The organism is Cyanobacterium aponinum PCC 10605 (assembly GCF_000317675.1).
GTDB lineage: Bacteria > Cyanobacteriota > Cyanobacteriia > Cyanobacteriales > Cyanobacteriaceae > PCC-10605.
Genome location: NC_019776.1, coordinates 2,824,820 through 2,842,418, shown reverse-complemented (window position 1 = coordinate 2,842,418; position 17,599 = coordinate 2,824,820). Strand labels below are relative to the sequence as shown.

10 protein-coding genes and 1 riboswitch are annotated in these 17,599 nt (G+C 36.4%); of the genes, 8 read left to right on the top strand and 2 right to left on the bottom strand.

Annotated elements, in window-relative coordinates; translation table 11 throughout:
• On the top strand, window positions 1-1,683 hold the full coding sequence (locus CYAN10605_RS11865; protein ID WP_015220190.1) for an alpha/beta hydrolase: 1,683 nt from the start codon (window positions 1-3) through the stop codon (window positions 1,681-1,683).
• Here CYAN10605_RS11865 and CYAN10605_RS11860 read toward each other — a convergent pair.
• Window positions 1,620-2,732 carry a tyrosine/phenylalanine carboxypeptidase domain-containing protein gene (locus tag CYAN10605_RS11860; protein ID WP_015220189.1) on the bottom strand — a complete coding sequence of 371 codons (1,113 nt, stop codon included), beginning with the start codon at window positions 2,730-2,732 and terminating at the stop codon, window positions 1,620-1,622. The two genes, CYAN10605_RS11865 and CYAN10605_RS11860, sit on opposite strands and share 64 nt — an antisense overlap.
• Window positions 2,733-3,299: 567 nt before the next feature.
• A riboswitch (cyclic di-AMP (ydaO/yuaA leader) is annotated at window positions 3,300-3,433 on the top strand.
• Window positions 3,434-3,963: 530 nt separating this feature from the next.
• On the opposite strand from CYAN10605_RS11860, the gene CYAN10605_RS11855 reads away from it, so the two are divergent.
• The 5 genes from CYAN10605_RS11855 to CYAN10605_RS11835 all read left to right on the top strand — a co-directional run bounded on the left by CYAN10605_RS11855 (window position 3,964) and on the right by CYAN10605_RS11835 (window position 14,731).
• The gene (locus CYAN10605_RS11855; RefSeq protein ID WP_015220188.1) at window positions 3,964-5,304 is read left to right on the top strand and encodes an ArsB/NhaD family transporter; all 1,341 of its coding nucleotides are present in this window, start codon (window positions 3,964-3,966) and stop codon (window positions 5,302-5,304) included.
• A 328-nt stretch (window positions 5,305-5,632) separates the two neighbouring features.
• Entirely contained in the window at window positions 5,633-6,373 is a 741-nt protein-coding gene (locus tag CYAN10605_RS11850; protein WP_015220187.1) for a DUF3120 domain-containing protein, read from the top strand.
• Between the two features lie 594 nt (window positions 6,374-6,967).
• Window positions 6,968-10,321, top strand: a complete 3,354-nt coding sequence (locus CYAN10605_RS11845; protein WP_015220186.1) for a methyl-accepting chemotaxis protein — start codon at window positions 6,968-6,970, stop codon at window positions 10,319-10,321.
• A 126-nt stretch (window positions 10,322-10,447) separates the two neighbouring features.
• Window positions 10,448-13,819, top strand: a complete 3,372-nt coding sequence (locus CYAN10605_RS11840; protein ID WP_015220185.1) for a GAF domain-containing protein — start codon at window positions 10,448-10,450, stop codon at window positions 13,817-13,819.
• Window positions 13,820-13,963: 144 nt separating this feature from the next.
• Entirely contained in the window at window positions 13,964-14,731 is a 768-nt protein-coding gene (locus tag CYAN10605_RS11835; protein WP_041922853.1) for a cobalt-precorrin-6A reductase, read from the top strand.
• On the opposite strand, the gene CYAN10605_RS11830 is transcribed toward CYAN10605_RS11835, so the two are convergent.
• Window positions 14,706-15,596 carry a LysR family transcriptional regulator gene (locus tag CYAN10605_RS11830; protein WP_015220183.1) on the bottom strand — a complete coding sequence of 297 codons (891 nt, stop codon included), beginning with the start codon at window positions 15,594-15,596 and terminating at the stop codon, window positions 14,706-14,708. The genes CYAN10605_RS11835 and CYAN10605_RS11830 overlap by 26 nt on opposite strands.
• 109 nt (window positions 15,597-15,705) lie before the next feature.
• On the opposite strand from CYAN10605_RS11830, the gene CYAN10605_RS11825 reads away from it, so the two are divergent.
• On the top strand, window positions 15,706-16,407 hold the full coding sequence (locus CYAN10605_RS11825) for a pirin family protein (RefSeq protein ID WP_015220182.1): 702 nt from the start codon (window positions 15,706-15,708) through the stop codon (window positions 16,405-16,407).
• A gap of 45 nt (window positions 16,408-16,452) precedes the next feature.
• The gene (locus CYAN10605_RS11820) at window positions 16,453-17,058 is read left to right on the top strand and encodes a nitroreductase family protein (protein WP_015220181.1); all 606 of its coding nucleotides are present in this window, start codon (window positions 16,453-16,455) and stop codon (window positions 17,056-17,058) included.
• Window positions 17,059-17,599: the final 541 nt, after the last annotated feature.

Genomic DNA, 17,599 nt, shown 5'->3' with positions numbered 1-17,599 from the left:
ATGTTACCATTTAACTCGAATCAAATCAAATCAAAGTTATCTTTATTTCTATTGGGATTAGCTTCAGCTTGTTTAACTTTAACTTCTTTACCCGTAAAAGCCGCAGAAAAGCTATTATTTACCTATGGACCAATTAAATTATCTGTGGACGTAGAATCTTTAGAAGTATTTGCTCAAGATGGCACAATTAATGAAGATTTAGAACAATATTTAAAAAGAATTAGCCCCGAAGATCAAGAAAAGTTTAGAGCGGCTTTGAACAAAAAAGTTGATATTGATGGGGTGAAAATATCTCGCTTTTTAAATAGTAACATGGGACAAGATATTCTGCTTCGTCTGGGAAAAGGTATCACCCTTGAAGGAGGAGAAAATGGGGGGATTGCTTTACGAGGAGGAATTATTCAATCAGCTTTAGAGCCATCGGGTTTAACCTTATTAAATGTGTTGAAAAACTATCCTACTAATTTACAAATACAAGGGGAGTTGATTATGGGGGGTGTTGAATACACAGAAAAAGTAATAAAAGCAACGGATCTGCTTGTTACAAGTATGCGCACTTGGACAGAAGAGGAAGCCCGAACAAATACCCCTGTTGACTATAATACCCTGTCGGATATTCGTCAACAAGGAAAATACCAAGTAAAACAGGAAAAATGGCAAGTTACTGATTCTAGTCGCGATCGCAGCTTTTATATAGATGTTTTCGCACCTCAAGGGGTATCGGGAAATATTCCTGTGATCATCTTTTCTCATGGGTTATCTTCTCGCCCAGAGGATTATGCTGAAGGTTTAAACCATTTAGCTTCTCACGGTTTTCTCGTGGCTGCACCTCAACACGTCGGTAGTGATGTGATATACTTTAAAGAAATGTTTGAGGGATTAAATAAAAACGTATTTGACGAAAATGAGTTTATTAATCGCCCCAAAGATATTAGTTTTGTTATTGATGAGTTAGAAAGACGCAATCAAAGTGAATTTCAGGGCAAATTAAATCTCACAAAGGTAGGCGTTTCTGGACATTCTTTCGGTGGTTATACGGCTTTAGCTGTGTCTGGTGCGGCTATTGATTTTGACTATTTACAACAGTCGTGCGATCGCCTCTACAGTGGTTTAAACGTGGCGATTTTATTACAGTGTCAGGCTTTAAATTTACCAAGACAAGACTATCAATTTCAAGATCCCCGTGTCAAAGCCGTATTTGCTGCTAACCCAGTAAATCGCTTTATTTTTGGCAAAAAAGGTATTCGTCAAATTGGTATTCCCGTACTAATGGGATCAGGAAGTGATGATCCTGCAACACCTCCAGCTTTTGAACAAGCTGTACCTTTTACTTGGTTACAAGGCGAAAATAAATATTGGGCATTAATTGAGGGACAAGCCCATGTTAATTTTAGTAAACTTGATGGTGGAATTAAAGAGGCTTTGGATTCTACCCTGCATTTTACTTTTCCCCCTCAAGATTTAATTAGTGCTTATGTGAAGGGGATTACCCTTGCTTTTTTTGAAGTTCATCTCAATAATAATCAAGATTTTCGTCCCTATTTACAGTCGAACTATGCAGAATATCTCAGTACAGATCAACAGTTTAAATTAAGTTTTATTACAAAAGAATCTAGTGATCAATTAAAAGGTGCGATCGACACTTTCCGACGAGAAAATAACATTACTTGGGAAGATGAGTAATAATGGGAGTATCTGCCAATAGCATTAATTGCTCCTCCTACTCTTAATAAACCAAATAAATACACAACATCTTTAGTAAAAGGTGCTCCACCAGTGATTATATCACCACGAAAAACCCTCCTTGCACTTTCGAAGGATTGATCTTCATTACCCTGAGTACGTTCTAAAAAGTAATGATAAACTTGAAGAAAATCAGCACCCTCGATCGCCATTTGAATGGCAAACACACGATCTGCTAATCTCTGAAAGCGATTCAGTTCCATGCTATGACTAATCACTTCGGCAAAAACTGCTAATCCTTCCTGAGTTGCCGTAGTACCAACGTGTCCTTCCCCAAGAATTGGTAATTTTGTTTGTTTTTTACCATTAATGGAGGTTAAAACGTGGATAAACGCTTCATGATTAATCAACTGAATCCCATCTTGTTCAGTAAATCTGGCATCTCGACGAATACGAATTTGTTTAGAAGTAGCTAGGGCATTAGCCGATAATTCATCAACAATAGTAATTTGAGGAGCATCTTCTCCAAAATGGGGATTGATGGCGGTTTCAATTTTATGACTAATATCTTCTGAGGAATAAATTTTAGGCGAATCAATGTCGATTTTCAAGTAATTTAATCTTGCCACACGATCCCTAACACTTTCCGCTAATTGTAAAGGAGTTTGGTCATCGTAGCGTAGTCTTGTGGTTGGTTCTCCGTATGCTTGACGACAGAAAGTAAAGAAGCTAGGTTTACCAACATTTGCCAACATCCTCGCCCCTACTTCGATCGCATTGGCTTGAGTTTCTAACCACATATCCACACGAGAACTTATGGGAAAGATATGTTTTCTGGCTTCTCGAATTATTTCAATGATAGGAGAATCATCAAAGCTACTGTATTCTACTTCAGGTAGTTTTTGAGCTTGATGGGCAAAAAAATCAGCTTTTATTTGGGGATTCCATGCGATCGCTCCTAGAATCCGAATTGGTTTATTCGCCTGTTTTAATAAATTAGCAACAGAACAAATTCTTTCTTGTTCTTTTTCTGTTTTTAAGTCTGTCACATCAATTAACGGCTAGGTGAAAAGAATCCTAACTTTTTTCCTCTTATTTTAACTATAACAATGGATTTTTCATTTCAGTATAGGCAAATAAAAAAATACTTTAAACCCACCTTTTCATATTTCAAGAAAATACACAAGGCTCATAAAAGCAGTAAAAATATTGAGAAAAGTTCAGACAAGTGAGAAATAATAGCATCATTTTCGATCAAGGGATGATGTTTTTTCTGGGCATAGTCTCGGTTAATTTTTTTTGATCATGAAAAGTAAGAAAAAGTAAATAATCTCAAATAGTAGTATTCATAAAATTTTGAGCTATTTATTAAGTTTTATTGGCAAGGTATTGACTTTTTGCTCATTTATTTGATTTCTAGCTAATGCTATTACCCATTCCCTATTGCTCAACGAAAAGAAGTCAAATTTAAACGGGTTGTAAGATTTAAGTTAATTAAAAAATAGTGCAATTAGAGCAAAATTTTACAAGAATTTTCCTTAAGCCAAACAAAAAATCTTAAGCTATAATCAAGCGTATAACTAATTATTAAGAGTTAGTCAGCCTAGTTCCTTAATACTAATCATTTTTCGATTATTAAATAGGAAGCGGGGGAACCAATTTAGGGGCTTATTTTTGGAGTGTTTCCAGAAAAGAACATCTCTCAGTTCTCGTCCGTCAGCTAACCTCGTAGGCATTGAGAGGAGACTAAAGAATAGGTATTTGTAAAAACCTCCAATTCATTAGGTATTCCTAATTGACAAAACTCTTCATCTATAAAATAATCCTTTTTGAATTTGGAGCAATTCAGATTATGAGTGTGAAATATATTAAATAGAATTTGTGATTGATTCTGATTAATTAAATGTGAAATAGTAAAGGGTTTGTAGTGAGGGCTTTAGCCCTTATCTTTAAAAGATTTGAAGTCCCCAAAAGGGCAAATACAAACTTTTGCTTATTTAATTTGAGCTACTTAATAGTATATATTTTTGACTCTTTTTGTCCATTTTTATTAAGTGTTAATTTGTAAAAAAAACCCTTTTCAGAAGAGAAATATCAAGTATTATTTTGAGCTTATCAAATTCTAGTTAAGCTGAATAATTGATTTTCAGATAAAAAAATAAAGTTTCGATCAAGAAAAAGTGGCCTTTTTTAACTGTTAATTATCCACTTATTTACTCTCAAACTGTATTTTATTTCTTCATCAAAACCTAATTCTCAGAACAAACAAAAATATCAAACATGAGCGAACTTTCTAGTATTATTTCCGCCTCAGTTTTTGTTATTGTTATTATTCTGATTATGTCAGAAAAATTGCATTTGACGATCGCAGCTTTATTAGGAGCATTAATTCTGATTTTTACCCATACAATTACTCTTACAGAAGCCGTTGAATTTATCAGTAAAAGCCATGCAACTTTAGTTTTATTTTTTGGTGTAATGGTATTAATTAGGGCATTTGAACCGACCAAAATTTTTGAATATATTGCCACTAAAATGGTAATTATTGCTAAAGGTAGAGGAAAAGTCCTCATATTAGGAATCATTGGAATAACTACCCCCATTTGTGCAGTGCTTCCAAACGCCACAACGGTTATGCTTTTAGCTCCTTTAATCCCTCCCCTAGCAGAAGAAATAGGTGTTAATTTTGTTCCTCTATTAATTCTTATGGTATTTGTAGCTAATAGTGCAGGTTTAATTACATTAGTAGGAGATCCAGCTACTTTTATTGTGGGAGATGCCATAAATATGACATTTCTCGAATATCTACAAAAGTTAACCCTCGGAGGTATTATTGCCGTCGTCAGTGTAGCTATCGTTGCACCTCTCTTATTCCGCAAAATTTGGAATACAAAATTCACCCACCTAGAAGATTTACCTCACCCTCAAGTTAATCATCCTAGAATGTTAATCCTTGGGGCTTTGATCATGGTTTTTGTACTTACATTCTTTGTTATTGGGGATTCTCTTGCCGTACCGATTTCCCCTGCTTCAGTGGCACTACTGGGGGCAACTTTGGCGTTACTATTAGCCCATCACAGTAAAATTGACACAGTACATAATATTCTCAGAGATGTAGATTGGAGTACCCTTATTTTCTTTATGTCCATTTTTGTTTTGATTGGCAGTTTAGAAAAAACAGGGGTAGTGAGCCATTTATCTGGAATATTAGCATTAGTTTTGGGAAAAAATATTTTTGTTGGTTCTATATTATTAGTTTTCGTGGTAGGCATACTATCAAGCGTTGTCCCCAATATTCCTTTAGTGGTTGCGATGGTACCTTTATTAAAAGAATATTTGGTTAATGTTAATTTAGTTGACTCATCAATTCTTGATCCTAACTATACAGGACAACTGCCCCCGGAAGTTTTACCTTTATTTTATGCCATGATGTTTGGAGCAACTTTGGGGGGAAATGGTACTTTAGTTGGTGCTTCTTCTAATATTGTGGCGGCGGGAATTGCAGAACAACATGGAAAGATAATTTCTTTTCACACTTTTTTAAAATATGGATTACCAATAATGACAGTACAATTATTTATTTCTTCAATTTATATTGGATCATTTTGGCTATTTAACTAGGAAAAGGTAAAGTTAAAAGGACAAGGGTAAATAATTAAAAATTAAGAATTAAGAACTTCTAACTCTCATTACTCATTACTTATTTCCTCCTCTCACCCCTTCTCCTGATCACCTCTTCTCCTCAATACTCGGAACTCATTTCCCCATGGTGTGACACTCAAATCAAAAGTCTGTTATTGACTTTCAGATGAAATATTACTATGATAACAATATCCCCCCTATGGGTATATAAAAATATGAGCGATATTAGTTAAAAATCAAATTTGGATTTTTTTTCTGAAAATATTTTAAGATTAAGTAAAGATAAGTAAAGAAATTATAAGCAATTTTGTTAAATCATACCTTGTTATCTCAATTAACCACCTTGTTGCCATCTGTAGGGGAAATTATCTTTGATTTTCTCGTGGGTTGGTGGTGGGACAAAGAAAAGCGTAAAAGGATTCTTCTTTTTTCTTCATCGGCTTTTCTAGTTTCTATTCCTGTGTTTTTCCAAGCTCCTTTGGTGAGGATTTTTCCTTGGTTGAGTTTATTATTAACTTTTGTGTGGGTTGCTTTAAGTTTTCACTGGCGTAAACAACCTGAAACTTACATCTGGGGAGATTTACTCTGGGGTTTTAGTTGGAGTTGGTTGTGTGGTTCAATTTATTGGGGATGGTTAAGATATTATCCTTCTATTCATATTCCGATCGAGGCTATCGGTTTACCTTTCGCTATATGGGGAATTCGTAAGGGATGGGGATTAATAGGTAATTATTTTTATCTTGGTTCTTTAATTGGTACTGCTATTACTGATTTATATTTTTATATTGATGGGTTAATTCCCTACTGGAAAGAGTTAATGGTAACTGATCCTACTCTCGTTAAACCTCTTTTACAAGGTGCGATCGCACAGGTTCAAACAATTTGGGGTATAAGTTGGGCAATTCTATTAGCGAACACTCTTTTAGGAATTAGTTTGTGGGGATTAGTAAAGAAAAAGACTCATCATATAGTTTTTGCTAGTGCCGTTTTGAGTACTATTTTTACTGATGCTTTGTTTTTGGTTGCCGCTTATCTGGGTATTGGTTAACAGGGGCAAAGATGAATAGTGAATTAGTGAATAGTGAATAATGAATAATGAATAGTTGATAATTACTCGTCACTCGTTACTCATTACTTATTTACCCCTCTCACCCCTTCCCCTCATCACCTCATCACCTCATCACCTCATCACCTCATCACCTCATCGCCTCTAAACCCTATACCTGTGTTTATCTAATATTTTTATATACCTCAGTTCGGTTTAAGAATATCCAACAAGGTTAGGTGTCAGGTTGCAGGTTGCAGGTTGCAGGTGGTAGGGGTTTTTAGCAAGGGGCTTAAGCCCCTTGTTTAAGTCAGTTCGGATTAAGGCAATTTTATCGTTGTTTCTAAGAAGCTATAAGGTTTTCTGACTAGGAGAAAATAATGCTTTCAGCTTATCCCGAACTCAGGTTATATTGAAATGAGTCAATATTAATCCTTTATGAAAGTATATATTGAGATCCACAACTATTGAGTTAAAATGAGAAGGAAATATGCAAACATCTAAAACCTATACGAATAGGTGCTTTATTGTCTTTATATCCATAAGTAATAACACTTAGAAATAACCACTATTAGTAAACTATCTGAGGAAAGTTCCATGACTCAAACTTCCCCCCAAGCTGACCGTCAAGAGCAAAAAAAGGCTAATCAAAATCAAGAATTATCCCCCTCTCCATCGACACAAAAACAACCACCAAAACGCCCGACAAATAATCAATCATCTCAAAGTTTAATTCAATGGTGGCAAAGTAAAAATCTTAGGTTTAAAACTTCCTCGATCGCGATCGCATTGGGTTTATTACCCATTATTATTGTTGGGAGTGTAATTGGTGTCACATTAAACCAAGTATTTCGAGCAGAAATCAAAAGAACACAAGAAGAAGAAGCCCAAATCATTAGCCAAGATTTTGATTTAATCATTGGAGACCGTTTTGCCCAAGTTCAGGGTATGGCGCAAGTAATACCCGAATTGTCTTCTTATCAACAACAAGATAAAGCAAGATTACAAAAACGGTTGAGTGACTTTCAAACTTTATATAAATACTTTGACAGTATTGCAGTATTTGATGCACAAGTTAATGCACTAGCAGAAAGCAATGGACGCTCCATGCCCAACCATAGTGAAAGAACCTATATTCAACAAGCGAGACAGGCAAAAGGAACTATTGTCAGTGAACCAATTATTTCTGAATGGGATGGTACTTACGGAGTTTATTTTGCTTCCGCTCTTATAGATCCTAATACTAATCAAATTACAGGCTATTTGAGGGCAAGAGTCCCTGTGGAGGAACTGCAAAAGTTTATTGCGAGAAATGAAACTGTCGAAGGTAGCGGAGAAAATATTTACCTTGTTGACGGGAATAGTCAAATATTTTTATCCTCTGATACTATCTACTCGACTAACGTTTCCACCACAGGAAAAACCACCACAGAAAGTACAAAAGAATCTGTAAAATCTCTCGAACAAGTATTTCCGCAATTGAGATGGCAAGATTCATCTGATCAAGGAATCACTGTCGAAGATAGAAATCAAATTACAAAAACCAACCAGGTAGTTACCTATGCTCCTATTGAGGTTGATTTAGGAACTAATCCTTTAAATTGGGGATTGGTTTTAGCGGGAGATACAAGTGTTATCCTCGCTCCTGTTAATCGCATTACAACTTTCATCTTTCTGGGGATTTTAATTTCTGGGGGGGTAGTTGGTTATATTGCCTATACCAGTGCAGGATTAATTGTTAATCCCATCGAAAAAACTTCAAAAACAATTAAACAGATTGCGGAAGGAGATTTAGACGCATCTTTAGATATTAAAGGAGATGATGAGATTGCCCAGTTAGGTAATAGTGTCAATAACATGACCTATCAGTTGAAAAACTTACTTGTAGAGCAACAAATCTTAGCCAGTCAGTCTAATTTACTCAAGAATATTACCCTAGAGATGACAAAGGCTTTTAATGTCAATGAAGTTTTTGAAATTGCTGTTAGAGAGATTCGTCAAGCACTACAGAGCGATCGCGTCATTGTCTATAGTTTTGATGATAATTGGCAAGGAACAATTATTGCAGAGTCAGTCAACTCTAACTACCCTCAATCATTGGGGGCAAAAATTCATGATCCTTGTTTTGAGGATAAATACGTTGATAAGTATCTACAAGGCAGAGTTCAAGCAACCCCAGATATTTATAAAGCTGGACTAACAGAATGTCATCTTCAACAATTAGAACCCTTTGCCGTAAAAGCTAATTTAGTTGCTCCTATCATTGTAGAGAATAGACTTCTTGGCTTATTAATTGCCCATCAATGTTCAAGCCCTAGAAATTGGACATCTCAAGAAATTGACTTTTTCGGACAAACCGCAACTCAAATGGGACCTGCTTTACAAAGGGTTATTTTATTAGAATCTCAGCAACTAGATACTTTGTTATCTCAACAATTAAAAGACATTACTTTCAAAGTAGCCGAAGCGTTAAATCAAGATAAAGTGTTTGAAGTGGCAACAAATATGGGTAGAGAAGCCCTAAATGCCAGCCGAGTAATTATTTACACTTTTGATGAGGATTGGAAAGGTACAGTTATTGTTGAATCTGTTGATCCAAAATACCCCAAGGCACTAGGATCAAAAATAAAAGATCCTTGTTTTGCTGATAAATACGTTGATAAGTATAAACAAGGTAGAGTTCAAGCCACCAACAACATTTATACAGCCGGTTTAACCAGTTGTCATATTCAACAGCTAGAACCTTTTGAAGTAAAAGCTAATTTAGTTACCCCGATTATTGTGGATGGTGAACTACTAGGCTTATTAATTGCTCATCAATGTGATAAACCTCGTCAATGGACTCCTTCTGAATGCAATTTCTTGTCTCAATTAGCAACTCAAATTGGCCCCGCTTTAGAAAGAATCAGACTTTTAAATAAGCAACAAGAATCTGAGTTAGAACAAAGAAAAGCACGGGAAACCATGCAACAAAGAGCATTAGAATTATTAATGCAGGTTGATCCTGTTTCTCAAGGAGATTTAACCATTCGGGCAACAGTAACAGAAGATGAAATCGGTACGATTGCTGACTCTTATAACGCCACCATTGAAAGTTTAAGAAAAATTGTAACTCAGGTACAAGGAGGTACAAAGGCAGTTAATCAGGTTGTTACGGAGCAAAACAACTATGTAGAAAATCTAGCACAAGAAGTAATTCGTCAGGCGGATGATATTAACGTTGCCTTGGAAAAAATTCAGATTTTGGCTTTTTCGGCTCGTACAGTATTAGATAATGCAGAACAAGCAGAAGAGGCGGTAAAACAAGCAAACCGCAGTGTAGAAGAAGGAGAAGTTGCTATGAACCGCACAGTGGACGGTATTTTGGCAATTCGAGAAACAGTAGCCGAAACAGCGAAAAAAGTAAAAAGATTAGGAGAGTCAACTCAAAAAATTTCTAAGGTAGTTAACCTGATTGGTAGTTTTGCGGACCAAACTAACCTCTTGGCGTTGAATGCTTCCATCGAGGCGGCGCACGCAGGGGAAGAAGGACGAGGTTTTGCGGTGGTAGCCGAAGAAGTTCGTTCCCTCGCTCGTCAGTCTGCTGAAGCGACGGCGGAAATTGAAAAAGTGGTTGCGGAAATTCAAGAAGAAACCAACGAAGTTGTCAAAGCGATGGAAACTGGTACTGAGCAGGTAGTCGAAGGGACAAAACTGGTGGAAGAAACCCGTCAAAGTCTGAACGATATTACAGCCGCATCTGCTTTAATTAGTCAACTGGTAACTGCGATCGCAGCTTCGGCGGCAGAACAATCTCAAACCTCTGAATCCATTACCGAAACTATGGCAGAGGTAGCAGGAATTTCCAATGATACTTCTAATGCAGTGACTCAAGTGGCTCGTAGTTTTAAAAAGTTACAAAAAGTTGCTGATAGTTTACAAGACACCATTAGTAAGTTTAAGGTTAGCTAGAGGTTCGAATTTCGGAGTTTTTTAAAGTAGGGGAGTACGGAGAATTAAAAATTCAGAAATTTTCTAACACCCGAAACCTGAAACCTGACACCTATTTTCTACATTACTCATTACTCATTACTTTCCATGACTCAAGCACCAGAAAAACCAAGTTTACAATCAACCACTCAGGAAAAAGGAAATACTTCTCCTGTTTATGCCACAAGAAATCAAAAAACCCCTCCTGTGAATACAACCCCCCCCGTGGTGAAATGGTTTTATGATTTATCCATTCGTAAAAAACAATTGTTAGTAGTAGTAGGAGCTCAAGCCATTTCTTTTGCCGTACTTTTAGGAGTAGGTGTTTTAGAAATTGTTACAGGTGGTAGAGAGCAACTTATTAACCAATCAATTTCTGAGCTAGAAGCCACCAAGATTAACTACGACATTAAAATTAATCAGATGGGCTTCGGTTTTCGGGGACAATCGGATAACGTTGCAATTATCAACGCCGCTTTAACTCGTGCTAATGGTAATAGTTTGACTCCCACTCAACAAAGTTTAGTGAAACAAATTCTTCAAAATGAAATTACTGCTCGTAATATTGAGTATGCTACTTTAGTGGGAAGAGATCAGAGAATAATTGTTAGTGCTAATAATAATCGGGCAGGGGAGGTTTTTGATCCCAATGGCTTAGTTTCTCAAGTAATTAATAATCCCCAACAAATCAAAACTACTGAAATTGTTTCTTGGCAAGATTTACAAGCAGAAAATCCTCCTTTGTTGCCTCGTCTAATTCCTAATCAAGATGTGGTTATTCGTTATACTTTTACTCCTGTTTTTAACCCCAACAATCGGGATCAAGTGATAGGGGTGTTAGTTTCTGGAGACGTGGTTAACGGGAAATATTCCATTGTATTTGATACGATTAATGAGTTTAAGGGGGGGTATAGTGCGGTTTATCAGGTTAACTCCGAAGATAATATCTCTTTAGCTAGTTCTGCTACCAATAATGAAGATACAACGAATCAGCTAATTGCTAGTCAAAAATTATTGGAGTTAGCATTAGAAAATCCCAATCAAATTGTTTCTTTCAGAGATAAAGTAGGGGACGAAACTTTTACTTTTACTGCCCAGACCATTCAAAATAAAGCCGGTGAACCTGTGGCCATTTTAGTACGGGGGACTCCTGAAAAAGCACTTAATCAAATTATTGCCAATAGCCTTAAAACTCAAGGACAAACGGCACTAATCGTATTAATTCTTAATTTTATTCTGATAATTGTTTTAGGAAGAGTTATTGCAAATCGTTTAGAACAGTTACAAAAAACGACCACTCAATTTGCTGAAGGTAACTATCGAGTAAGGGCAAATATTGTTGGACAGGATGAAATTGGTGATTTAGCGGATACATTTAATTTACTCGCAGAAAATATTGAAAGTAATGAAACTTTACTTTTATTAGATGCAGAAAAAGCCAGTTTATTCCAAGAAATTACGGGGGCAAGGGTAGTTGATGAAGATGATATTAATCAAGTGTTCGATCGCAGTTTACCAAAAGCAAAAGAAATTTTAGAAGTTGATCGTCTTGTTATCTATCGCTTTAAGCCTAATTGGAGTGGTTATATTAGCAATGAAGCAGGAGATCCAGATTTACCCAGTGCTTTGAGTGAGCAGTTAAATGATCCTTGTATTCCTTTATCCTTAAGGGATTCTTATATAAACGGTAGGGTTGTGGCAACAGAAAATGTTTATACCGCAGGGTTTGCTCCTGAACATGAAGCCTTGATGCACCGCTTACAAATCAAATCCAATTTAGTTATTCCCATCATCAGTCAAGGACAACTATTTGCTTTATTGATTGCCCATCATTGTCGTCAACATCATCAATGGCAAGAAAAAGAAATCTCTTTCTTAAGTCAAATTGCTTTACGATACGGAGTAATTTTAGACCGGGTTAATATCTTAAAAGCCCAAATGACTTCGGCAACTCGTGCAGAACAACTCAAAGAAATAACCCTTAATTTAGCTGAAGGTTTAAGTCCGCAGGAGGTTATGGATACCGCAGTTTTAGAGACTCGTAAAGTATTGAGATGCGATCGCTCTATTGTTTATGAATTTGATGAAAAATGGCAAGGTACAATCATTGCTGAATCTGTAGCAGAAGGCTATCCTCAAGCCCTCGGTGCGAAAATCCATGATCCTTGTTTTGAAGAAGAATATGTAGAAAAATATTTGCAGGGCAGAGTTCAAGCAACTCCAGATATTCACAATGCAGGATTAACTTTATGTCACCTAAAACAATTAGATCCTTTTGAGGTAAAAGCCAACTTAGTTGCCCCCATTATCGTTAACCGTAAATTAATCGGCTTATTGATTTGTCACCAATGTTCAAACATAAGAGAATGGGAACCCTCAGAAATTGACTTTATGACTCAAGTTGCCACTCAAGTAGGACTAGCTTTAGAAAGAGTCAAATTGATTGACTTACAGTTACAGGCAGAGCAAGAACAAAGACAGGCAAAAGAGTTATTACAACAAAGAGCGTTAGAACTATTAATGCAAGTTGACCCTGTTTCTAAAGGGGATCTAACCATTCGTGCCACTGTTACGGAAGATGAAATCGGTACGATTGCTGACTCTTATAACGCCACCATTGAAAGTTTAAGACAAATTGTATCCCAAGTACAAAATGCGGCGTTAGAAGTAGCTCAAACTACCAGTAATAATGAAAGTGACATGGAAATTCTGCGCTTAGAAATTGCTGAACAGGTAGAAAATATTGCTCAAGCCTTACAAACGGTAAATGCTATGAGTCGTTCTAGTAAAATTGTGGCAGAAAGTGCGGAACAAGCGGAAGAAGCCCTAATCAAAGCTCAAGAAAGCGTTGCTGTGGGAGATTCAGCAATGAATAAAACCGTGCGCTCAATTATGGATATTCGTGCCACTGTACAACAAGCCGCAGATCAGGTTAAAAAACTAGGGGATACCACAGAAAATATTTCCAATTTCGTGTCTCTGATTGGCAGATTTGCCGCTCAAACACACCTTTTGGCTTTGAAAGCCTCCATTGAAGCGGCACGAGCTGGAGAGCAAGGACAGGGCTTTGCGGTGATTGCTGATGAGGTTCGGGCTTTAGCGACTCAGTCTGCTCAGGCAACGGCTGACATTGACAAGTTAGTGACGGACATTCTTTCAGAAACAAAGGTGGTGGTAACTTCCATGGAAGAGGGCAATGAATTAGTTGTTGAGGGTAGTAAACTGGTAGAGGAAACCCGCCAGAGTCTTAACCAAATTACCGCCGCTACCGTACAGATTAACGAGTTAGTAGAAGCGATCGCGGCTGCAGCATTTGAACAGTCAGAAAACTCGGAGGAAGTTAGTATCACAATGGGAGATGTGGCAAAGGTAGCTGAAAAAACTAATTCTTCGGTAACTCAACTTTCTCAATCCTTTATTCAGTTAAGGTCTCTTGCTAGAAAATTAGAGTCTGATGTGGCTAAATTTAAGGTCAGTTAGAAAAGGGCAGTTAAGAATTAGTAATTAACCTCAGTTCGGTTTAAGAATATCCGATAAGGTTAGGTGTCAGGTGTCAGGTGTCAGGTGTCAGGTTGCAGGTTGCAGGTGGTAGGGGTTGAATATATTGAACGTCAGTTCGGATTAATGATTTGGTTAATTGGTGGCACATCTGAAAGTGTAATTATTGCTCGTTTATTGTCTGATTTAAAGCAAGATTTTGTGGTGACTGTTACCACTGATTCTGCTTGTAAGTTATATGAGAATATTAATGATATTCAAGTTGTTGTCACTAAGTTATCTTTGGCACAGATGAGGTATTTTATTTCTGTTTGGCAAGTTTTTGCTATTATCGATGCCTCTCACCCCTTTGCTCTTGAGGTTTCCCAAAATGCAATCCACTTAGTCACTTCTTCTCAGGGCTTATGTTTATCTTATCTTCGTTATGAAAGAGAAACGGTAACTACTAACAACCACAAAAATGTTTTTTATTATCCAGATTTACAGTCTTTATTGTCAGATAATTGGATTTTAAAGCAAAAAAAGGTTTTATTAACTATAGGAGCAAAATATTTACACTTATTTAAACCTTATCACCATCAGGCTCAATTTTATGCTCGTATCCTTCCCTATCAATCTTCTTTGGAATTGGCTGAAAAAGCTGGTTTTGGGTGCGATCGCATCATAGCTATTCGTCCTCCTCTGAGTTTAGAATTAGAAAAAGCCTTGTGGCAATTATGGGATATTGAGATAGTAGTTACCAAAGCAGGAGGAAAAGCAGGAGGAGAAGACATAAAATATCAGTTAGCGGAAGAATTAAAGATTCCTCTGGTAGTGATTAAGCGCCCCTCCCTTAATTATCCTTTAATGGCTAAATCTGTTGAGGATGTCAAGGAGTTTTTAAAGAATTTTTGAGAAAATCTGTTAGTAATCTAATTTTGTTCGATAGATGTCGATTGATAGGATAAAGTGCGAATAAACTTAGGGTTTTAGGAGAGTAATCGGGTAGGATTCTTCTTAATTTCCCTTCTTGAAGATAAGATTCGATAATAAATCTTGGTAATATTGTTATACCTAAATCTGCGATCGCACCTTTTGCGAGAATTTCCCCATTATTAGAACATAATCGACTTTTAATTTTGACGATTTTTTTTTCATCTCCTTTTGTTAATCTCCATAGGTGAGGGGAATTAAAATAACCATATTGTAAACAAAAATGATTCTCTAATTCTTCAGGGGAATTTGGTTCACCATAATTTTGGATATATCCTTCCGAAGCACATAAAATTAACTCAATCTCAGCTAATTGATGAACTACTAAGCTAGAGGACTCTATTTTATCGGTAATTCTAATTACCATATCATAACCTTCGGCAATGGGATCAACAAAACGATCATCTAAACTAAGTTCCACTTTTAAGAGAGGATATTCTGCCATAAAAGATGCGATCGTATCTCCTAAATTAATTGTGCCAAAAGTCATGGGAGCATTAATCCTCAATTTACCTTGAGGACGTTGCTGTAAATTAGTAACCGCTATTTCCGCTTCCTCTAAATCCGCTAAAATTCCCGTGCAACGTTCATAAAAAGCTAAACCCGTTTGAGTAGGAGTGACATTACGAGTATTGCGGTGTAATAACTGCACCCCTAAATAAGTTTCCAAATTAAAAACCAACTTATTCACTGCCGAACGAGATATACCCAAAATGCGAGAAGCCTGAGCAAAACTACCCGACTCCACCACTAACACAAAACCTCTAATCTGATTAAATTTATCCATTTGTCAACTTTTATTCAACAATCAGTTAAATATAATATACATTGTCAACCAAAAAATAGAGAAGTATCATGGAAGATAAGAAAACAAATGGGAAAAAACGATTAAAACCATGATTACTATTCGCCCAAGTGAAGAAAGAGGAAAAGCCAATTTAGGATGGCTTGACAGTAAACATACTTTTTCTTTTGGTAGTTACTATGATCCTAATTACATGGGTTTTGCCAGTTTACGAGTAATCAATGAAGACAAAATTGCACCCACTCAAGGCTTTAACACCCATAGTCATCAAAACATGGAAATAATTACCTATGTTTTAGAAGGAGAACTAGAACATAAAGACAGTATCGGTAATGGTTCAATTATTCGTCCTGGTGATGTACAAAGAATGTCTGCCGGTAGAGGAATCGCCCATAGTGAATTTAATCCCTCATCTCAAGAAACAGTCCATCTACTACAAATTTGGATTCAACCAAATCAAATAGGAGTTGACCCCAGTTATGAACAAAAATACTTTGCCGATGATGAAAAACAAGGAAAATTAAGACTAATTGCTTCTGAAGATGGTAGAGAAGGATCTGTCAAAATTCACCAAGATGCGGATCTTTATGTAATGCTTTTGGGTAAAAATGAAGAAATTAAGCATAATATTCCAGAAAATCGCTCTTTATGGTTACAAATAGTTAGAGGTTCAGGAAAAATTAACGGTCATATCGTTAATGTTGGTGATGGTGTTGCTATCACTCAAGAAAAGAAATTAGACTTTATAGCTACTGAAGATAATACAGAAATTTTATTATTTGATCTAGCCTAGAATATTTCCATCCAATGACTTTCAAAAAGGAGAATTAAGAATCCAATGAATACATTAGAAGCAATCTATCAACGTCGCTCCGTTAAAGCCTTTGATCCTAATCACAAAATTACCCCAGAAGAAGAAAAACAACTGCTAGAGGCAACAATCCAAGCCCCAACCAGTTTTAATATTCAACATTGGCGTTTTGTAATTCTCCGAGATCCTCAATTAAGACAAAAAATTCGTCAAGAATATGGTAACAATCAAGCTCAAATGACCGATGCTTCTCTTTTAATTCTATTTACTGCTGACGTAAAAGCATGGGAAAAAAATCCTTCTCGCTATTGGCAAAATGCCCCCAAAGAGGTAGCGGATTTATTGGTTAACTGGATTGCACCTTTTCACGAAGGTAGAGAATGGCTACAAAGAGACGAAGCCCAACGCTCCATCGGCATGGCAATGCAAAATTTAATGTTAGCGGCAAAAGAAATGGGTTACGATTCTTGTCCGATGATTGGCTTTGACATTGAGAAAGTGGCAGAGTTAGTCAATTTACCAAAAGATTATGTTATTGGCCCTATGGTAGCAATTGGTAAAAAAATTAAAGAACCCTGGCCCAAACCCGGACAAATTCCCTTGGAGGATTTAATAGTAGAAAATTCTTTTTAAGGGAAGTTATTTAACCCGACTTCAGGATAAATTTTTATCTATGAGTGATGGTGAAAAGGGCAATGGGCAAAGTAAAAGGGCAAAGGGCAATGGGCAAGGGGCAAAGGAACAATTAAGAATTAAGAATTAAGAATTAAAAACTCCGAACTCATTACTTGTTTCCCCCTATCCCCTAAACACCCTGACATCTGTAACCTGTAACCTGACTGAGGTTATAGTAGTTTTAATTAAGACTGTAACAATAATATAATTAAATAAATATTGATTTCTCTAACAACGTTAAACTATGTCTTACAGTCGTGAATCAAGTATGCGATCGCAAAGATTGAAGCAATGAACCTCGCACCACTGTAGAAGTTTTAAAAAGATTAGTTATTGTTGCAGTAAAGCAAAAAGAGCTTATACACCCCTTGATTTAAGTGAAGATTATTTCAATGGACAAGTACAATTTTATGGCACACAACAACATCGCATCAATTTAGCAATACAAACATTAGAAAAATTACCAGCTGTTTATAATCATCCTCAAGGAAAGCAAATA